The organism is Subsaximicrobium wynnwilliamsii (genome assembly GCF_007997225.1).
GTDB lineage: Bacteria > Bacteroidota > Bacteroidia > Flavobacteriales > Flavobacteriaceae > Psychroserpens > Psychroserpens wynnwilliamsii.
Window position 1 is genome coordinate 254,026 of the sequence record NZ_VORM01000003.1, and the last position, 20,045, is coordinate 274,070.

The 20,045-nt window shown below is 40.7% G+C and carries 11 protein-coding genes and 2 tRNA genes; 2 read left to right on the forward strand and 11 right to left on the reverse strand.

Features of this window, described 5'->3' with window-relative positions; all coding sequences use genetic code 11:
* Positions 1-2 precede the first annotated feature (2 nt).
* The 10 genes from ESY88_RS04030 to ESY88_RS04075 form a co-directional block, all read right to left on the reverse strand.
* The gene (locus ESY88_RS04030; RefSeq protein ID WP_147084728.1) at positions 3-443 is read right to left on the reverse strand and encodes a response regulator; all 441 of its coding nucleotides are present in this window, start codon (positions 441-443) and stop codon (positions 3-5) included.
* Positions 437-1,549, reverse strand: a complete 1,113-nt coding sequence (locus tag ESY88_RS04035) for a sensor histidine kinase (protein ID WP_147084729.1) — start codon at positions 1,547-1,549, stop codon at positions 437-439. The genes ESY88_RS04030 and ESY88_RS04035 overlap by 7 nt, the downstream gene beginning before the upstream one ends.
* A gap of 742 nt (positions 1,550-2,291) precedes the next feature.
* Positions 2,292-2,678: a response regulator gene (locus ESY88_RS04040; protein ID WP_147084730.1), complete on the reverse strand. Its 387-nt coding sequence runs from the start codon at positions 2,676-2,678 to the stop codon at positions 2,292-2,294.
* A 21-nt stretch (positions 2,679-2,699) separates the two neighbouring features.
* Positions 2,700-7,313: a chemotaxis protein CheB gene (locus tag ESY88_RS04045; RefSeq protein ID WP_147084731.1), complete on the reverse strand. Its 4,614-nt coding sequence runs from the start codon at positions 7,311-7,313 to the stop codon at positions 2,700-2,702.
* Positions 7,314-7,328: 15 nt separating this feature from the next.
* On the reverse strand, positions 7,329-8,327 hold the full coding sequence (locus tag ESY88_RS04050) for a chemotaxis protein CheB (RefSeq protein ID WP_147084732.1): 999 nt from the start codon (positions 8,325-8,327) through the stop codon (positions 7,329-7,331).
* 1,070 nt (positions 8,328-9,397) lie between these two features.
* Positions 9,398-9,799, reverse strand: a complete 402-nt coding sequence (locus ESY88_RS04055; RefSeq protein ID WP_147084733.1) for a response regulator — start codon at positions 9,797-9,799, stop codon at positions 9,398-9,400.
* Positions 9,800-9,886: 87 nt separating this feature from the next.
* A complete protein-coding gene (locus ESY88_RS04060) occupies positions 9,887-13,492 on the reverse strand; it encodes a BamA/TamA family outer membrane protein (protein WP_189702514.1) in 3,606 nt (1,201 codons plus the stop codon).
* Between the two features lie 561 nt (positions 13,493-14,053).
* Positions 14,054-14,131 (reverse strand) — tRNA-Pro (locus ESY88_RS04065).
* Positions 14,132-14,150: 19 nt separating this feature from the next.
* Positions 14,151-14,235 (reverse strand) — tRNA-Ser (locus ESY88_RS04070).
* A 95-nt stretch (positions 14,236-14,330) separates the two neighbouring features.
* Positions 14,331-16,376 carry an HD family phosphohydrolase gene (locus tag ESY88_RS04075; RefSeq protein ID WP_147084734.1) on the reverse strand — a complete coding sequence of 682 codons (2,046 nt, stop codon included), beginning with the start codon at positions 16,374-16,376 and terminating at the stop codon, positions 14,331-14,333.
* Between the two features lie 165 nt (positions 16,377-16,541).
* On the opposite strand from ESY88_RS04075, the gene ESY88_RS04080 reads away from it, so the two are divergent.
* Together ESY88_RS04080 and ESY88_RS04085 are read left to right on the forward strand one after the other, a co-directional pair.
* A complete protein-coding gene (locus ESY88_RS04080; RefSeq protein ID WP_147084735.1) occupies positions 16,542-17,720 on the forward strand; it encodes an acetyl-CoA C-acyltransferase in 1,179 nt (392 codons plus the stop codon).
* Positions 17,721-17,726: 6 nt separating this feature from the next.
* On the forward strand, positions 17,727-18,476 hold the full coding sequence (locus ESY88_RS04085) for a C40 family peptidase (RefSeq protein ID WP_147084736.1): 750 nt from the start codon (positions 17,727-17,729) through the stop codon (positions 18,474-18,476).
* Between the two features lie 277 nt (positions 18,477-18,753).
* Here the strand turns inward: ESY88_RS04085 and ESY88_RS04090 are convergent, their stop codons facing one another.
* Positions 18,754-20,031, reverse strand: a complete 1,278-nt coding sequence (locus tag ESY88_RS04090) for a tetratricopeptide repeat protein (RefSeq protein ID WP_147084737.1) — start codon at positions 20,029-20,031, stop codon at positions 18,754-18,756.
* Between the last annotated feature and the right edge of the window lie 14 nt (positions 20,032-20,045).

A 20,045-nucleotide genomic window follows, 5' to 3' on the forward strand; every position in this document is an offset into this window, starting at 1 on the left:
GTTTAAACCTGAGCTTGATTCTTGAGCAGCCAATAAAAACCAAGGTCTGTAACTACTTTCGAAAATTCATCGAACTCAACCGGCTTTACAATGTAGCTGTTGGCGCCAAGCGAATAGGCGCGCTTGATATCTGGATGTTCATTGGAAGACGTGAGTACCACTACAGGAATAGCTTTTGTGAGTTCGTTTGCCTTTATCTGGGTAAGCACTTCTAACCCGTCCACTTTAGGCATCTTTAAATCGAGAAGTATGACCTTTGGTTTTTTGCTGATATCTCTACCTTCAAATTGGCCTGTTCCAAAAAGGAACTCAAGTGCTTCGACTCCGTTTTTGAGATGGATGAGCGTATTTTTTATATTGCCTTTGCGGAATGCACGTATTGTTAGCTCTGCATCGTTCATGTTATCTTCTATAAGCAGAATCTCGGCTGTGTTATTTACCATGATTTAGTTAAATTAAACGATTGAGATACAACTGGTTTTTCATCAATAGCAGGTAAGCTGAAATAAAAGGTTGCACCTTGACCTTCTTTAGCTTCAGCCCAAACGTTTCCATTGTGCTTATGGATAATGCGCTGCACGATTGCAAGCCCTACACCTGTACCCGGAAATTCCTCATCGGAATGCAGCCGCTGAAACACCCCGAATAATTTATTGACGTAGTGCATATCAAAGCCTACGCCATTGTCGCTTATAGCATAGACCTGCATGCCGTTTTTGTACTTAGACGTTATGTCTATCTCAGGCTTTTCTTTTTTAGAGGAATATTTAATGGCGTTTGAAAGCAGGTTGCTAATTACCTGCTGCAGTAAATTACGGTCTGCAACTGCGGGAAGCAGGTTGCTATATTTTATTTCGGCATGATGTGCAGTATTTTGGCTGATTTCTGAGAGAACAGTTTCAAACAACTTGTTCATATCAACCTTAGCGTTAGTAATTCCTTTTCGGCCCAATCTGGAAAATGTAAGCAGGTCATCTATCAACACACCCATTTTGTTTGCGTTGTTTCTTACCTCTACTAAAAACCTTTTCCCTTCTGCATCAAGCACGTTGCTGTAATCTTCATCAAGCATTTTTGCGTAACCATTGATGGCACGCAGCGGTGCGCGTAAATCGTGCGAAACGGAGTATGAAAATGATTCTAAATCTTCGGTGCGTTCTTTGACCCGCTTTTCCAATTCGTCTACTTCTTTGTTGGAGTCGCTCAATTCAACGGCTCTTTTTTTCTTTTCCTTATTTTGAAAAACAAGGGCTTTGTTCGCAATACCAAGCTCTGCTGCGCGTTTTCCTTTTTCTTCGTTTTGAAAAGCGAGTTCTTTGTTGGCATTGACTAGCTCTGCCGCGCGTTTCTCTTTTTCTTCGCTTTGAAAAACGAGTTCTTTGTTCGCAATGACGAGCTCTGCCGCACGTTTCTCTTTTTCTTCGTTTTGAAAAGCGAGTTCTTTGTTTGCAATGACTAGCTCTGCCGCGCGTTTCTCTTTTTCTTCGTTTTGAAAAGCGAGTTCTTTGTTGGCATTGATAAGCTTTAAGGATTTTCCTCCTTTTTCCATGTCGTTCTTTTATAAGGTTAAGTAATACACGCGTCAAATATAATATTTAGAGTTTCAAAAGGACTAAAGAATTGAATTTTCTAATAGGTCTGTGATTGATTGGAAGTTCTACTTGCTTGATTCTGTTTATTGAGAACTGTACATGTTATCCAAGAGATTAAAGAAGTGCGATTTAATCTATGCCATGGCCATATTTGTTTGATGTTTATTTTGAATTAGCTGTGCCAGTGCTTTTTATGGCGCTGCCAAAGGTAACATTATAATTAAATGCCGCAATTAATTTAACATTTGGGCTTAAAAAAATGGGGTCAAGAAATACTAAAAAACTGGGTGGGCTTGAGTTTTCAATAGCTATAGAACATGGTCTCGCTGCTCATTTACAAATTGATTTTTTCTGAATGTCCTGCTATCGATGACTCAGGAATCCGCTACGCTTGTGACAGCTGAACTTTCGGTTCCACGCAGAATGGCCTTTTAGCACTATGCTTTCCACGAAGCGCCATACGCTAACTAAGCACAAAATTGTGAGTGAGCGCATTGCACCATGCATGGTATTTGAGTCCTGTCATGCGCGTACACTTCGCTATCCATGCAACTGAGTACAGCTGAGTAAGCACGCCAACATCCATGAACTAATTGCCGATGATTGCTGTGACTTATCACGTTTACAGAAATGTATGCGGTGTCTTTCAAGGTGGCTTTTCACGGTGTTGGCCTTAGTGATAATGACCTAGAGAACGATTTACAGGTCTTTAATGACTTCAATAATTTGCGCAGGAAGTTTAGTCACATCGGTTGGCTTTTTGAGACAAGTGGATGCGCCGAGTTTGTGAAATTCAGTGATGCTTTCTTGGCTAAAAGAAGTGGAATACATAATAACAGGAATATGTTTTAGTTTCGCATCGCTCTTCAATAGCTTTAAACATTCACGACCGTCAATACGTGGCATATTTATGTCAAGAAAAATATAATGTGGCATGTGCTCTCCTGTTCTCAATAGCTCAAGCGCTTCTTGACCTCCATTTGCCTCTATAAATTTTACGGCACTGGGCATTTTCGTCAATGCATCTTTAAAGAAGAATCGGTCATCTTCATCATCGTCTATAATCATAAAATAGTTGTGGTCCATGGTCGTTGGTTTGGTTGGTTATTACGATTGTTTAACAGGAAGTATGACATGAAAGGTTGCCCCTTTATGTTCTTTTGCAGCTGCAAAGGTTAGGCCTTGGTGGTTTTCAGTGATTTTCTTTATGAGTGCGAGACCAATGCCTGTGCCTATAAAAGTGTCTCTGTTGTGCAGACGCTGGAATATAGTGAATATTTTTTCTGAATACTTTTGGTCAAAGCCGATGCCGTTGTCTTTGAAACGAATTTCAACATAAGTCACGGACGGATTTAAGGTAGGATGTTTTTTGACTTGTTTATCTGAAAGTGTCCGCGATGTGATATTGATCACTGGTGGCACTTCTTCCCTGGAAAATTTAAGTGCGTTGCTGATGAGGTTGTAAAAAAGCTGGTTCATCTGCAAGGGGATTGCTTCAATGCTAGGCAGTTCATCAAAATTTATTAGGGCCTTCTTTTCTTCAACGAGTAACTCAAAATCCTTTAAGACATTTTTTAGTGTTGCATTCAAATTGGTTTGCACAACTGATTTTTCGTGCCCTAGCAAGCGTGAATAATTGAGCAATTCGCGGATAAGCGTTGACATGCGCGCAGAAGCGCCTTCAATTTTGTCGAGATAGAATTTCACTTCTTTGCTCAACTCGGCCTTGTGATCGTCTTGCAAGCGCATTGAAAAGGTTAAAATTTTGCGCAACGGCTCTTGCAAATCGTGACTGGCCACATGGGCAAACTGGTCTAACTGCGTGTTGGTCTTCTTTAATTCTTCGTTTGATTTTTTGAGTGCCGCGGTTCGTTGTTTGACCTTTACCTCCAATGCTTCAGTAAAGCTTTTATGTTCGGTAATATCTATACTTATGCCCGACAGTGTATGCGCTTTTCCAAATTCATCATAATGATACTGCCCTGTGGATCTCATCCAAACCACGGCGCCATCATTTGCCCTGGTAATTCGATAATCAACTTCATAAATGTCGTGATTCTCCTTGGACGCTTCTATTTTTTGGAAAGCCATTTTTTTATCCTTTGGCACAATCACGCTATGCCAGTCTTGGTACGTTAGATCTTCACGATGCTCATCATATCCCCATAATTTTTTATGAATGTTTGACCATTTCAATTTTGAGGAATCAACATCTAAAGACCAAATACCAACCGCGGCAGAATCTGTCGCTAATTTTAAAAGTCTTGCCAGCATCAATTGCTCGTTTTCACTTTCTTCAATTTGCTTTTTCGCCAGCACTTGTTCGGTTACATCGGTGGCAAGTATCGTTATGCCTGTGATGCTATTGTCAACTTCAGTATAGGGTTGATATACAAAATTGTAATATCGGGTTTCTTCTTTGCCGTTGCGAATATGGGTAACTTCTGTTTCGTGTCCATAATAGGGCACACCTGTAGTATACACCTGATCCAATAATTCTGGAAATCCCTGGTCCTTTATTTCAGGCATCACTTCAAAGAACGGCTTTCCAAAGACATCATCCCCTTTTCCCCAGGTCTCTAACAGTGGTGCATTGGCAAAACTTATGACCATATCCGTTCCTTTCAAAATCCCAATGGCCATAATGGATTGTTCAAGGATATTACTGAAACGCTTTTCGCTTGCTTCAATTAGTTTGCGCGCCATGACCTGCTCGGTCACATCGTGCGCGTACACCAGAATCCCTTCTATTTCATCTTTGTCATTTCTAAGTGCCTGATAAATGAAATTCATGTAAAACTGTTGGAATTCTCCAGTGCCTTTATCCAACTTGAGGGACAATTCTTTTCCATTATATGTTTCGCCTGTCTTGTAGACTGTGTCAAGCAATTCAATAAAGCCTTGCCCTGCCGTTTCCGGGAGTGCATCAAGCACCGATCTATCTTTGAGATTACGGTTACCAACAAACTCCATATAAGCCTCGTTGGCAAATTCAAATACATGCTCAGGTCCTTTGAGAATGGCAAGCACGGCAGGTGCTTGTGTAAAGAAATCGTGTAACAACTTGCGCTCTTTTTCTGTACGCTTTTTATTGTCATCAATAATTTTTTGGGCTGCCACCTGCTCTGTAACATCTTCAATGGCAAGCAATATCAATTGCTCATCTGTATTTTCGTTATTAACTTGCCGTGCATTAAGTGACAAAGTACGCGCTCCCAGTTTAGGAAGTTTGAGAACGATTTCAAAGTCATCGATCCGGTTTCTTTGGGAAAGCACTTTTACGAGTAAGGAGCGAAGTTTAACATCGTCAAACTGACGATGCTGTATCTCATAAAACCATTTTTTTTCTATTTCCTTTTCATCCACCTTAAATTTTTCGTAAAAGGCTGCATTGGCGGTTTTAATGAGAAGATTTTTATCAAGAACAATGAGCGGGTGGCGCATGGTGCTAACAATGCTGTCTGAATACAGACGGGCTGCACTGAGTTGTTCCTGGTTTTCAAACAATTCCCGATTGATGATGATCAGTTCTTCATTGGTGGATTGCAGCTCCTCTTTGGAAGTTTCCAGTTCTTCATTCAAACTTTGCATCTCCTCATTACTGCTCTGCAATTCTTCGTTGGCGCTTTGCAGTTCTTCGTTAGCTGCTTCCATATCTTGGGTGATGGCCCGCATGTCTTCACGGTTATGCTCCAATTCTTTTTCTAATTGCTTGTTTCGCTTTAATGCTTCGGCTGCTTTTGTTTTTCCTGATGAGGCTGATTTTTCGTCCTTCACATTGGCAACTATCGTTTTCTCAAAGCGAATCAGGTAATGCCGCTCAACCGTATCGTTCATCGGAATGATCTCCATCACCACCAAAGTTTGTTTCCCTTGCCCCTCCCGATCGCTATTAGAATTAGTCACGGGGGCGTTTATTTTTAGAGGAATATGTTCTGTAGTAACAGCTATTTTGTCCTTTGAGGCTTTGTGAATGGCGTTTCGCAATTCAAAGCTCAAACCATCGCGCGCCATACTCAATAGATGATGAGTGGGTTGGCCCTGCGGTGTCTCAAGAAAAGGGGAAATATCTCCGTGAATGTGCACGATGTCCAGTTGTTCATTTACCACAACACTTGCAGGAGCTTTGGCAATCATGATGGCCTCTGCACTTTTTTTGAAATCGGTTTGGGTGGCTTCCTGCTTGGTTTGGTTTTTGATTTTTCTGGTTGATACTTCTTCTTTCAGTTCGGTGGCCCCACGCCTAAAGCGACCGGCAACTCGCTTGCGTGAATAGATTTTCTCTTTCTTTACCACTTGAGCAAACAAATCGGAAGACGCCCCTACAGATTCGGATTTACCGAGGAGCAGAAATCCGTTTTCTTTAAGTGCGTAATGAAACGTCGCGAATGCTTTCTGCTGTAAAAAAGAATCCATGTAGATAAGCACATTACGGCAACAGATTAAATCTATTTTTGCAAATGGCGGGTCTTTTAAAAAATTGTGAGGAGCAATCACGCACATATCACGAATGCTTTTGCTCACTTCGTAACCGCCATTGTTTTTTGTAAAATAGGTTTCGAGCTGCGATGCAGAAAGCCCTTCCACATCGGCGGTCGTGTAAATTCCTGCGCGTGCTTTCTTAATTGCTTTTTCAGAAATATCTGAAGCGAAGATCTGAATTTTTGTTCGGTCCCGGTAGCTATCGGAATTTGCTCCCAAAAATTCCTGCAGGCAAATGGCAATTGAATATACTTCTTCGCCTGTGGAGCAACCGGCAATCCACATACGAATAGGTGCGTCAGGATTTTTATGTTTCAGGATGGAAGGAAAAACGGTTTCAGTTAAAGCCTGAAACGTTTTCGGGTCGCGGAAAAAAGAAGTGACCGGAATGAGCATATCTTGAAAAAGTGCATCCTGTTCGTCTTTGTCGCTACGTAAAAACTTTAGGTAGTCTGCCATGTTTTTCTCTTTTGCAATGGCAAGCCGCCTTGCGATGCGCCTGCGTAAGGTTGGATCCTTATAGTGGGTAAAATCAACGCCGCTACTCTGGCGAAGTTGCGAAATGATTTGTTCGAATACCGCTTCTTCGTCTTTGGTAGGTGGTTTTTCTTTTGTGAAAACTCGACTTGTTTTGTAGGCGCTGTTTATTTGCAAAAGCTGTTCAGGGATTTTTTCGGGCGCTAAAATAAAATCCACCACTCCTGCATTGATGGCACTTTCTGGCATACCATCATAGGCTGCCGATTCCATGTCCTGCGCAATGCTGATGCCGCCATGTTCCTTGATGGCTTTCAAACCTTCTGTCCCATCTTTACCCGTGCCAGATAATATCACACCTATTGCAAACTCTTTATGCACTTCGGCCAGCGAAGTGAAGAAAATATCAATGGAAAGGTTTAGAATTTTTTTATCGCGTGGCGCGAGTTGCAACACCCCATCGGTTGATGTTAAAATTTTGTTGGAAGGAATGATGTAGATGTGCTCGGGTGCCAGATGCATATCTTCGGTAATTTCATGCACGGGAATTTTTGTGACCCGTTGTAAAATCTCCGGCAACATACTTTCATGCGAGGGATCCAGGTGCTGTACCAACACATAGGCCATTCCTGAACTCTCGGGTATGGCTGAGAGCAGTTTTTTGAATGCATCAAGCCCTCCTGCGCTTGCACCAATACCTACAATGGGAAAGTTCTGCTTGGTGGCAGGCGGTTGAACCTTATTGTTTTTTGCTGTTGCCATATATCTAAACGATTCTTAAATTATTTTTTGCGAGGCATATAACACCGCTTTCATTTGGTCAACATGCAGCTGAATATTCTCAAACTTTTCACGATAGCTTGTAGCCATTTTCGAATATCCTCTTTTACTGTTATCCGTTTCCATTTTCTTCAAAAGCGTGCCACGCTCCTCCATAATGCGCAAGGCGACCCACAAAGTGGACTCCAATACTTCACCCTGTTTTACCACCAAATCCTTTTCTGAATAGGAGTGCCCGATGTGGCAGCGGTAACGGTTTGTGATTCCTTTTTCCGACTCTATTCCCCACAAGCCTCCACCGCAGTCGGGGCAGGCGTAAATGCTTTTCTCGCCAATTTGTTTTACATTTTCGTAATCCACAACTACCCGCTCCGCAATTTGAGATTCAATTAAAATATCCTGTGGGGCAGGGATTTCTTCGGGTAAGGTTTGCGTCACTTGAAAAATCAGTTCTCCCATTTGGCCGAGCGAAACGCAGTGATCCACTTCCATGTTATTGAGGACGGAAAGCGGCATGTCGGGATATTCTGCTTCGTTGGGATCTTGCACGATGCAGGTGCCTCCACTTCTTTTAATGGCTATCATGCCTGTGGTGCCATCATCAAGGGAACCGGTCAATACAACACCAATCACCCGTGTGCTAAAAGCGGCAGCAGCCGAACGGAACAACACATCAATGGAAGGCCGCCAGCGGTTTTCTTCAGGGCCGTGACCAAGAATCATTTTATTTTTTTTAACGAGCAGATGCGCATTGGGTGCAGCAATGTAAACATGACCCTTTTTTACCGCTGCACCTTCTTTCGCTAGTGCACATGGCAAAGTGGTAAACGGTTGAAGGCGGTGCACCAGAAAATCGCTTATGCTTGCTCTTGATAAGTGCATCACGATGAAAACAGCTGCATCCATTTCTGCTTTCAACTGCGAAACAAATTCAATGAGTGCATTCAATCCGCCTGCCGAAGTGCCTACTACGATAATAAATTTTGGCGTGCTCATTTTTTTATATGTTTTAATAATTGATAATGTTTGTTCGCCTCTACATTTCTCATCGCTGAAAGTACAAGTTGGGGAAGTTGCATTGCATGCTTGGGCTTATTGAAAACATAGGATGGTTCAAGTTCAAAAGAGCAATCACTTTTCTTTTGATTTTTATAAATGGAGCAACTAAATGACTTGTCTGTTTTTTAGTTTCTATACTGCTTTTAATTTCTCTAATCAATCCATGCCAAAGAGCCCTACTGAATGCCAATAAATTAAAATGGGCAATCAGGATTATTTTTTGTAAGCGTTTGATTGCGTATTTACCGTTGCCTATTTTGAGGCACTCATACCATGAACTTATTTCCTTACGAGTTTTGCTGGACTAAAACCGGTCTTATGCATCATCTCCACTAACATTAAAATGTTTTGAATCCTCAACACTAAACTTTTGTAGGGGAAAGATACGAAAGGAGGATGGAAAATAATTGGCCGAAATTATTTTTTAGGTTTTATTTTCTAATTGCCTCATCACTTTCTGCGAAGTGCAATGGATAAACCAAACTACTATGCTCTAAAGTAGCATGGGTTTTTGAATCAGAACGGCCGCCTGTTGAAATCGCGAAATTTATAGTAAGCTCTTTACGGGGTAATGATCAATGAGAGATTGAGTTGGCAAAAACGTGCCGGCAGGCAGTCTCGTGATTCCGCTGCTTCGGGCGCGGCAAGATTTTTAACCCACAGAAGGATTCGGGGAAAGCTCGAGGCACGAAAGTATGTGCCTTTAAATCATAAGCTCGGGGCAAACCCAGAAGGTATCTATTGAAAGATGTTCATTGTATTTCGAGGCAAGCCTCGGTAAATAAAACCCGCTGGAGGGACTTAATTGGAAACCTATAATCCACCACATTGCAAAATCCACGAGGTATTGATCCAGATAGGTATCGGGGCCAAAATTAAAAACAGCAAAAGGCGCCCTTTAGCTTCACTTGCATAAAGGGGCCACCAATACGGTCTTAGCTGCGGGAGGCATCAGTCGTTTCTCGAAACATGAAGAACGTTGATGATTGTGCGCTAAGGAAACGGGTTTAGGGTTTTCTTGCGACTATATTCATTGCTTTCAATAATTCTTCTGGCAATTCATAAAGATTAGATAATTTTGTAAGAAAATAGTCGGCTCCAAGTTCCACAGTTAATTCTTTATCGACTTTATATTCAGAGGTGCTGTAAATAACCACCGGAATTTTTGCTAAGGAACTATCTTTTTTCAATTCTATCAAACATTCCCGTCCATCCATTTTCGGCATATTTAAATCCAGAAAAATAAAATCGGGCAACTGTTCGGCTTTTCGCAATTGCTGAAGTGCATCATCACCATTTTCGGCTTCTACGCATTTGTAAGATGGATTGTATTTACGTACGGCGCTGCGGAAAAAAAAACGGTCGTCTTCATCATCATCCACAATCATTAAAGTTTTTTCAGTTCTCATTTTATAGTATCATTTAAAGTGTTTGAAGGTACAACAACAGAATAAAAATCAATTGTTTCCCCATTATTATTTCGTTTTCGTTTATGCTTAAAAAGCAAAGCCTAATGTAAAAATCACACGGTCACTTTCGTCACTCATATAGTAGCCCACGTTCGCAGTGAGGGCTTTAAATCCGTTTATAAAAACAGAGCCGCCATAGCTGTTGTGCCACTGTTGTGAGTTGTCGTTATCTACCCAAACACGACCGTAGTCAAAACCAGCGGAAAGCCCCAATCGTATAGGAATAAAGTTAGTTCTAAATTGATGGACGCCCACGCGCAAATCTGTACTTTGGTAAAACGCGGTTTTACCGTTAAAACGCTCATTTCTAAAACCTCTTAAGTCCTGATTTCCGCCTAATGTCGCAGCGTGATAGAACTCATAGGCATCACCAAAATTCATATGAGCACCTATTTTTGTGGCCAATACAGCCATTCCACTAGGATGGAGCGGATAGTCAATGGATAGTGTTGGCTTAAGGTAGGTAAACTCATTGTTGTACTCGTCAATATTGGTTTTGTACCCGGCGGTTACATCAAACTGGAATCCTCTTCTTATAAAGGCCATTTCCCCGCTTTTATTTTTATACTGAAAGCTGGCGTCTGCCCCTGCATAATATTGCTTATTGAAAACAGAATCTTCTGGATCAAAAACACCAGTGCTTCCTGTTATCCCATTTGATGAGGATCTTACATCCAGCGATTCTAGAACTGGACCAAGACTGACTTGCACTCTGTCTTTTCTGTATTTTAAGGAAGGAGCAACATGCCATTGTCTAATGCGTACACGGTTAAAATCAAGGTCTACCGCATCCTCATCATAAAATGTCTCGTTGCCAGTGCCAAAATAATTCAAGGCATAATTAGGACTGGTGTAGCGCAGATCTAAGCCAAAATTCCAATTATAAAAAATATGCGCAAACTCTCCTGAATATTTCAATTCAAAACCGTTGGTCGCGGCATAATATTTTGCGCTAAGGGTCTGCTCTGTAGAAAACGGATTATTGGCAAGACCGTATGTGGTATAAGTGCCACTCAAGCCAGCATTGAAACCGGCATCGGGGTCAAAGCCTATTGAGGGCAAGGTTGTAAATGCGTTCAATTTTCTGGAAGCATCATTATAGGTGTTGATGTCATAGCTATCAACCAACCATTTTTGGGTTCTAGGGTTGGAAAAGGTGTTTATCTTGCTTTTATAGTCGTAAACTTTTACAGCACGCGTATTTTCAAAATCATATACATCGTTGTTCTCGCCTCCGAGAATCTTCAAAGGGATGTAGTTGTCACCATCGCCAACTATTTTAAAGGTATCCTCATCATCAAGACCATAAATCCAGATATCTTCAGTTAAATCCTTATGGTACGTTCTTTCAAATGATAGACTGTCTATGGTTGTAAGTTTTATAGTGGTCTCACCATTAGGCCCACGAGTAATCAAGAAATCATCTTTTTCCTCGGTACCCAAAATGATTTGATGGCTCATTAGATAGTCGTAATAGCGTTTTGCGATGGATGACAGATTATCGCGACGCGCCTTTAACGCTTTTTTAATAGCAATGATACTTTCATCCTGCGCAGCTTCCGGCAAGGTTTCAAATGCCGCCTCAATAGTTGCATCGCTTAAGTTTTTCTGAATAAACTGCACTTGCTTTTCCCAGTCTTCCCATTTGATTTCCTTGAGAAATGCCTGATCCAATGGATACGCATAACGACTCATCCATTTCACATTATCAACATCCTCATCATAAGGTTCCATAGAACGGAAATCAATCAAACCTATTTTTAAAATACCCAATAGGAGTCCGTCATACTTTGGGAAGGCCTGATCGCGGTCACGACGAATGGTTTTGTATAAGGTCGTCCCATCTTCCTGCTCAAAAGCAGAAAAACGCCATTGATCGTAATGCCGGTCATAATCGCCAATGACAAAATCCATTAACCGCACTTTCAAAAAGTTGGGTTCATCAACTTGATTTTTCTTTGATTTTCTAATTTCTGCCAGTAAATCCTTGGTGCTGATGATGTCATCGGGATTTCCAAAACGCTCAAAAGATTTATTCTCGTCGCCTGCATGTGCTTCAAACATGTAGAGTTTGTTGCCATAATCTTCGTTATAAATCCCCAATCGCTTTTGTTTGGGCAAGTAGTAGATTTTTGGCTCGGCATTATAAATATCCAGACTGTCAAAAATAGGATTTAATGCAAAAGGCGCATAGGGATGCGCAGTGGTGTAAAAATCCTGCACAATATCTTCTGCAATGGTGTTTTGCATAAACTCTTGGACATAATGGTCTTTTATTTTAGCTTGTATAAAACGGGTGGCACTCTTACGCAATTCGCGGGCAGTATATTCGTGCTCCTCGTCATCTATAAGACGAATAGAGCGGGATTGATTCCCTCCGCCTTCAGAAATAGCGTGAACATTACCCGGAAGTTCGGCCAGGTTCAAAACTGATGCTTCAATCTCCTTACTATATATGCTTCGGTAGTGATCGCCCCATAAAAAACGGTGCAAACCACTTTTATCAGTTTCTTCCGCAGTATAAATTGAGGCTTTATAAGTCTCCCCAAAGGGGCTCATATCGGGATAGGAAACTTCATCCAGCGTAGTTTGTTGGCGCCTGATCTCCTTTTCAAAAAGTTTTTGCGCTGAGCTTTCGTTTGTGGCAAAAAATTCAACTTTAGAACTGCGGTCGTTGTAAACAGTCAATCGAGCAAACCCATGGGTTTTTGCAGTAAACTGACCTTCTTTTGCTTTGCGCACATTGTCCAGCTTATTACTAGCAGCACCACTGATAATCTGCTGTACGCCATCATCGGTGATGTACTGCAGATTTCTATCACTGGCAGAGACAAAAATCACATCAGGAAACATACCGGCCAAGGTTTCCAGAGTTCCGGCCATTTTTTGGCGCTGTGTGCTGTAATAATCTTCTACGCTCAAACCTCCTATATTTTCAAAAAAGTTTTGACGTGAATCGCTTAAGATGGAGTGATGAATGGCCACGATGACCGTTTTGTTTTGCTCGTCTTTTAAATCGTCCTTAAACTTGGCGAAAAAATCGTCACGTGTTTTAATATCACATTTATTGTTGAGGTATAAGTGATTGTCCCAATCTTCTAAGAACCACTGTGAATCTATCATGAGCAGCTCCACGTTTTCCATGTCCAAATTTTCTATCTCTCGCGGGCAGCCGTCATTGGGCCAGAATTCAACCTTGCTATTATCTTGAATGAAAGACTCCATCTCATCAATATGCTCATGCCCGTTTTGAGTCCATTCATTTTTGCCAGGCATAAAGATGATGTTACCATTAAAGTTGGCCAGAGGTTGCATCAAGCTTTTTTGCAGTAACTCTTCGGTTTGTTTACGGTCTTTCTTTTGTGGAGGGTAGCCGTTTTTCGTGATATTGCCAAGAGCAACAAAGGTCGCTTTTTCGTCTTGCTGAGACATTTCGGTAATGGCCTTTAAAACCTGTTGCGTAGGGTTGTTGGTCTCAAGTTCAGTATTACCGGTAAAGTAAAACGTTTGTTCGACATCTTTGTTTTGGGAAAATGCCGATTGGTGAGTAGCAATTGCCAAAATTGATAGAATGGTGTAGAAGCGTATGTTTTTCAAATAGTAAAGAGGTTTTGAATCGTTAATATAATTCATGTGGGACATAGTTTGACGTTGACGCTTGAGCTTAAAAAATGAATACTGCTAAAAAGCTTCAAAATTACGACAATTACGGTAAGAAAATGAACAGCATTTAATTCAACTTTTAACTCATATAAAAAGGCGTCGATTCATTCCATAAAAAAAACACTGAAAATCTTACGATTAACAGTGTTTTATTGTGACTTATTACTAGGTTGGTCGGGGTGGCAGGATTACTCTTAGTGATCCTGTAGTGGGGTTGTTGCTCATTGAAAGCCTAAAGCCGCGAAAAACGGTTTTTACGCACTTTTTTTATTTGCTGGTTTTTGCTCAACTGCGTTAGCAACACCGCAAATAAAAAAAGCCCAAAAAATCAAGGATTTTTTAGGCTTTTAATGGTCGGGGTGGCAGGATTACTCTTAGTGATCCTATAGTGGGGTTGTTGCTCATTGGAAGCCTAAAACCGCGAAAAACGGTTTTTACGCACTTTTTTTATTTGCTGGTTTTTGCTCAACTGCGTTAGCAACACCGCAAATAAAAAAAGCCCAAAAAATCAAGGATTTTTTAGGCTTTTAATGGTCGGGGTGGCAGGATTCGAACCTGCGACCTCCGCGTCCCAAACGCGGCGCGATAACCGGGCTACGCTACACCCCGAATGGTTATCAATATGCTGCGGAGAGTGTGGGATTCGAACCCACGCGACAGTTACCCGTCGACAGTTTAGCAAACTGCTCCATTAACCACTCTGGCAACTCTCCAAAACCAAATAAAAAACGTGTTTTTATTGGACTGCAAATGTAGCCTTTCAAAAACAACATCACAACTATTTTTAAACATTTTTACGAAGCATCTGTTACTCAGGATATTCAATTCTCAAATGGAATATATTTGCCAATTTAGATTTCAAAACCTTCTTTATAATTTGTATTTCCTTGAACGTTATGTTAGCATTTAAGAACTGCCCATCTTCCATTTGTTTAGCGATAATGGTCTCAACAAATTTGTCTATTTTGGAGGAAGTAGGATCTTTCAAACTTTTTGAAGCTGCCTCCACACTATCGCACATCATTAAAATTGCGGTCTCTTTGCTAAAAGGCTGAGGCCCCGGATACCTAAAGTCATCTTCGGTAGTATCCTCATCCATCCCTTTTTCCTTCATGTAGAAATAATAAACCAAACTGGTACCATGGTGGGTTCTAATAAAATCGATTACACGGTCTGGCAAATTATTTTTCTTGGCGGTTTCAATGCCATTGATCACGTGGTCAATAATGATTTTTGCACTTTCCCGGGGAGCCAGTTCATCATGAGGGTTTAAACCTGTGGCCTGGTTTTCAGTGAAAAAAGTTGGATTCTTCATCTTACCAATATCATGGTATAATGCCCCTACCCTGATGAGCATGGCATTAGCCCCAATTTCGTTGGCAGAAGCCTCTGCCAAATTCGCAACATTCAAGGAATGGTGAAAAGTTCCAGGAGCCTTGTTTGACAATTCTTTCAACAGCTTGGTGTTGGTGTCTGAAAGTTCCAGTAAAGACACATCTGAGACCAGACCGAAGAGTTTTTCATATATATAGATCAAAGGTTGCACAAATAATGTTGCCAAGCCACAGATCACGAATAAACCAAAAGTGGTAAAATCAATATTGTCTAAGCTCCCTTCATGAATGACATAAAACGCAAAATAGGAAATGATATAAATGAGCGTTATCTGCCCCACTGAAATAAAGAGATTTGCACGTTTATACAACTCTGATACCGTTAAAATCGTGACAATGCCTGCAATGATTTGAAGGAAAATGTATTCATTGCTTTTTGGAACAATAAAACCCAAGAGTAAAATGGTGAGCACATGGGCAAATAAGCCTAGCCTTGCATCAAAAAAGGCCTTCAAGACCAATGGCAGAATACATAATGGTATTACGTAAACATATTGGGCATTATAATTTACGATCAACGTGGTCAACAAAATCATCAATAAAATATTGAAGAAAATAAAAGTGACCTTGGTATTGTCCATGAACACCTCGATTCTATATTTTCTCAAAAATAACAGCAACATCAATAACACCAGAGCCACCAAAAGCGCATAAGCAAAAATCACCAAGTTATAGTCTGAGGCAGACCAGACCTGTGACTCATATTCGGCTTCCAAGGATTTAAGGACATCGTACTTATTGCCTTCAACTATCTCGCCTTTAGAGATGAGTAAGGTTCCCTTCTCAACACTGCCCCTTACCAATGAAATGGCGTCTAATTTTTCCTTTATAGAACTTTGGGTTAGCGATTTGTTTATGGCCAGATTGGGTTTCACAATATCAAAAAACATGGAGACAAAAGCAGTCTTGAAACGCAAATCATTCTTGCTTCGCAGCTCGGTTCCAATGAATTTCTTAAAACCATCAAACGCTGTTAGTTTGGAAAATTCGGTACGTGTTTTTTGAGTTTGATCTTCAAGAATAATGACCTCCTTATAGGCCACATAATCATAATTTTCATCTAAGAGACCAACCGCATATATCTTATCCAACGCAGCTATCCCTACATTTTTTAATTCAGGATTGGCTTTTAAGACACTATCTGTGAATGCGGTCTTAAATTTATCGTCATAAGCTTTATAAACCTGCGGTTTCACAGCGAGATCGATTTCAAAATAAACCGGACTGTTTTCTGAAACCTCCAACTGTTCTTTTTCTAATTCCTCAGCAGATTTCTTAATGGCAAAATCAAAAGGTGCGTAGAGATTCTCTGATTGCCAAGGTTTTCCTTTATCAAAGTCATATTTAAATTTACCGCTCTTTGGAAACAGGTATACGATCAAGATCGTGGTACTAATAAATAGCAGGATCTTGTATAAGAAGGCATGGTTTTTATACCATTTATTCACTAAATCTTTCATCAATTATAGGTAAGCAACATGAATTTAATTTTCTAGGTAAAAATCGTTGATCTCATCCAAAAGTAAGGAAATAATGTGCAACATCGATTTGATGTTATGATTATCATGCCAAAAATTAAGCAAAAAATGACTAGTTTTGTAGGAGTTTAATAAAATACATAAAGCATGAGTAGAGAAGTTGTAATCGTATCGGCTGCACGTACGCCAATTGGAAGTTTTTTAGGAAGTTTATCAACAGTTCCTGCACCTAGATTGGGCGCAATTGCCATAAAGGGCGCTTTAGATAAAATTAAATTAGACCCAACACTTGTTAATGAAGTGATCATGGGCAACGTTGTGCAGGCAGGCGAAGGCCAGGCTCCCGCAAGACAAGCTGCCATTTACGCTGGTCTACCAGAAACGGTACCCTGTACAACCATCAATAAAGTGTGTGCTTCGGGCATGAAAGCCTTAATGCAAGCCGCGCAATCCATTGCACTTGGAGATACCGATATTGTTGTTGCTGGAGGTATGGAAAACATGAGTTTAATACCTCACTATTATTATGCGAGAACCTCCAATAAGTTTGGACCTGCCACTATGGAAGACGGGATGCAAAAAGATGGCTTGGTTGATGCCTATGATAACAATGCCATGGGCGTTTGCGCAGATGCTTGTGCTACAGAATATAAATTCTCAAGAGAAGACCAAGACAATTATGCCATACAATCCTACAAGCGCTCTGCGGAAGCTTGGGCGAATGGGAAATTTGATGATGAAGTAGTACCAGTAGAAGTACCTCAACGTCGCGGTGATGCCATCATTGTTTCCAAAGATGAAGAATTCACCAATGTGAAATTAGAAAAAATACCATCATTGAGACCCGCTTTCACGAAAGATGGGACTGTAACCGCCGCGAATGCCTCTACCATAAATGATGGCGCCGGCGCCATGGTTTTGATGAGTCGTGAAAAGGCTGACGAATTAGGGCTAAAACCATTGGCCACCATAAGAAGTTATGCCGACGCAGCACAGGAACCAAAATGGTTTACCACTTCACCTTCCAAAGCGCTACCCAAAGCCCTGGACAAGGCAAATCTCAAACTTGAAGATGTTGATTTCTTTGAATTCAATGAAGCCTTTTCGGTTGTGGGCTTGGCAAATATGAAAATCCTTGGGCTTGATGACAGTAACGTCAATGTTAATGGCGGTGCAGTTTCCTTAGGGCATCCCCTAGGCTGCTCTGGTGTTAGGATTATGATTACCTTATTAAGTGTGCTTCAGCAAAATAATGCTAAAATAGGGGCTGCCGCTATTTGCAATGGTGGTGGAGGTGCTTCGGCAATGGTCATAGAACGAAACTAAAATTCGATGCTTTACGCTATTTGCAACCTTAGCATTGTTCCCTTAAGGGCAGAACCTTCAGACAAAAGTGAATTGGTATCACAAATTTTGTATGGGGAAGTGTTTAAGGTCATCGAGCAACGCAAATATTGGAGCAAAATTCAATTGGCCTACGATACTTACGAAGGCTGGGTTGACAATAAGCAATACATTGAAATTTCAGAAACCGATTTTGCAAGCATTTGTTCTCAAGATCCAATCATGAGCAGCGATTTATTAGAGGTTGTCCAAGACCAGCAACACCAATTAACAACCATTCCTTTGGGATCCTCTTTAAACGGACTTGAATTGATGAAACATCATTATGATGGAAAGTTAACACGGGCAACCAATAAAAAAGACCATTTGGTTTCCACAGCGTTTCTATATTTGAATGCCCCTTATTTATGGGGAGGCAAAACGCCATTTGGCATAGATTGCTCAGGTTTTACACAAATGGTTTACAAACTCAACGGCTATCATTTGCTAAGAGATGCCTCGCAGCAATCTAAACAGGGTCAGCCCTTAAGTTTTATTGAGGAGAGTGAAGCCGGTGATTTGGCTTTTTTTGATAACAATGATGGCGAAATCATACATGTGGGCATCATCATGGAAGACAATTACATCATCCATGCCCACGGAAAAGTAAGAATTGACCGATTGGATCATTCCGGAATTTACAATGCTGAAAGAAATGTGCACACCCATAAGCTACGGGTGATAAAAAAGATTATTTAAAAGTTTAGATGCTTCCGAAGCAAGCGCTTTCAATCACAACTAGTAAATCGCGCGATGTATTTATTAATTTGCTAGTTTGCAGTGACCAGTATACTACCCGGGGAATGGCTCACTTAAAAGCAACCCTTTAATTTAGTCAAAACTCCTAATCACATACATATCACAGAAGTTGCTTTATGTGTTTTTCGCCAGAGAGGCAAAACAAATAGTGGCGATCAATAAAAGAAAGAGCGACTTACTTTAAGTAAATCGCTCTTTTGTTGTGGCCTAAGAAATTTTAATTTCCTGCTTCCATACTTTCAACTTGAGCCTTCATCGTCTTGAACTTATCGGTATCTGATGTGATACTATAAATATTCATAAGGGTTTTGGCAGCTTCAATGTTATTTGGCTTAAGCTTAAGTGCAGTCTCCAAATATGGGATGGCACTCTTATACAGTTGAACACGTTGGTCACGCAATTCATCATAACGCTTATTATCTTTAGCCGAAGTACCCAAGGAATTCATCTCTTCAACTAGTTCAGCTTCTCCAGAAAGCATCAATACAGACAAATTGGTATAGGCATCTGAATAGGACGGCTCCAACTCAATAGCTCTTTCATAATACTTTTGAGCAGCTTCCTTTTCACCAGCCTCAGCTGCAATCACACCAAGATTATACTGTAGTTCCGCATTGTTGGGATCTTTGGTTGTGGCCTCTTCCATCAATTCTTTAAAGCGTTTTTTATTGCCCATTTTTAATTGAACATTTGCCTCAGAAATCAACAAGCCTAAATCATCTGGATTTGCTGCTCTGGCATCTTCCATGGCTCCGAGCGCTTTTACGTCATCGCCATTGCTCAAGTGAATTAATGCAATATTTTTAACGATCTCTGCTTTTTTAGATTCGGTCTTTTTATCCTTTGCCGCAATATGAGATCCCGATCTTACCGACATATCTCTCAAATTTTTGTTATCAAAAGCCTCTTCTTCGCCCGATTCCTTATTGGTGGCGTAGTACTCCATGGCAACACCTTGATAGCCAAGGTCCCTAAGCTCCTCATATAATTTTAGTGAGGTCTTATAATCTTGAGCTGTCACTGCTGTAGATGCCGCATAATAGAGATACAATGTATCTTTAGAAGACATTCTATAAGCTTGCTCAAAACCTGATGAAGATTTTATGTATTCTTCACTTTGTAGCGCTGTATTCGCTTTGGATAGAATACCGTTGATCATTTCAAGTTTCAAGTCATCAATCTCAGAAGAATATTTTTCCTTTCCTGATTGTTTTTCTATGACCTTTACTTTTTCAAAGTTTTCGATGGCCTTATCAATATCAGCATTGGAGCCAGTGCCGTTTGCAAAAAGTGCCTGACCTTTTAAAAAGTAATACTTCGCTTGTGTTTTCTCATCTGCACCAGCGATCATTGGCTCAGCAATCGCCAAAGCCGATTTCGCATCGGCATAGTTACCAGATCCTATTGCCTTATCTGCATCTCTTAACTCACTTTTTTGAGCAAAAGAGAATGTACCGAATAACAAGGCCATTACAATTATCAATTGATTTTTCATTACGTTTTAATTTT

Coding starts and splice junctions, on each gene's coding strand:
- ESY88_RS04030 (WP_147084728.1), bottom strand. CDS start 443: ATGGTAAATAACACAGCCGAGATTCTGCTTATAGAAGATAACATGAAC.
- ESY88_RS04035 (WP_147084729.1), bottom strand. CDS start 1,549: ATGGAAAAAGGAGGAAAATCCTTAAAGCTTATCAATGCCAACAAAGAA.
- ESY88_RS04040 (WP_147084730.1), bottom strand. CDS start 2,678: ATGGACCACAACTATTTTATGATTATAGACGATGATGAAGATGACCGA.
- ESY88_RS04045 (WP_147084731.1), bottom strand. CDS start 7,313: ATGGCAACAGCAAAAAACAATAAGGTTCAACCGCCTGCCACCAAGCAG.
- ESY88_RS04050 (WP_147084732.1), bottom strand. CDS start 8,327: ATGAGCACGCCAAAATTTATTATCGTAGTAGGCACTTCGGCAGGCGGA.
- ESY88_RS04055 (WP_147084733.1), bottom strand. CDS start 9,799: ATGAGAACTGAAAAAACTTTAATGATTGTGGATGATGATGAAGACGAC.
- ESY88_RS04060 (WP_189702514.1), bottom strand. CDS start 13,492: ATGAATTATATTAACGATTCAAAACCTCTTTACTATTTGAAAAACATA.
- ESY88_RS04075 (WP_147084734.1), bottom strand. CDS start 16,376: ATGAAAGATTTAGTGAATAAATGGTATAAAAACCATGCCTTCTTATAC.
- ESY88_RS04080 (WP_147084735.1), top strand. CDS start 16,542: ATGAGTAGAGAAGTTGTAATCGTATCGGCTGCACGTACGCCAATTGGA.
- ESY88_RS04085 (WP_147084736.1), top strand. CDS start 17,727: ATGCTTTACGCTATTTGCAACCTTAGCATTGTTCCCTTAAGGGCAGAA.
- ESY88_RS04090 (WP_147084737.1), bottom strand. CDS start 20,031: ATGAAAAATCAATTGATAATTGTAATGGCCTTGTTATTCGGTACATTC.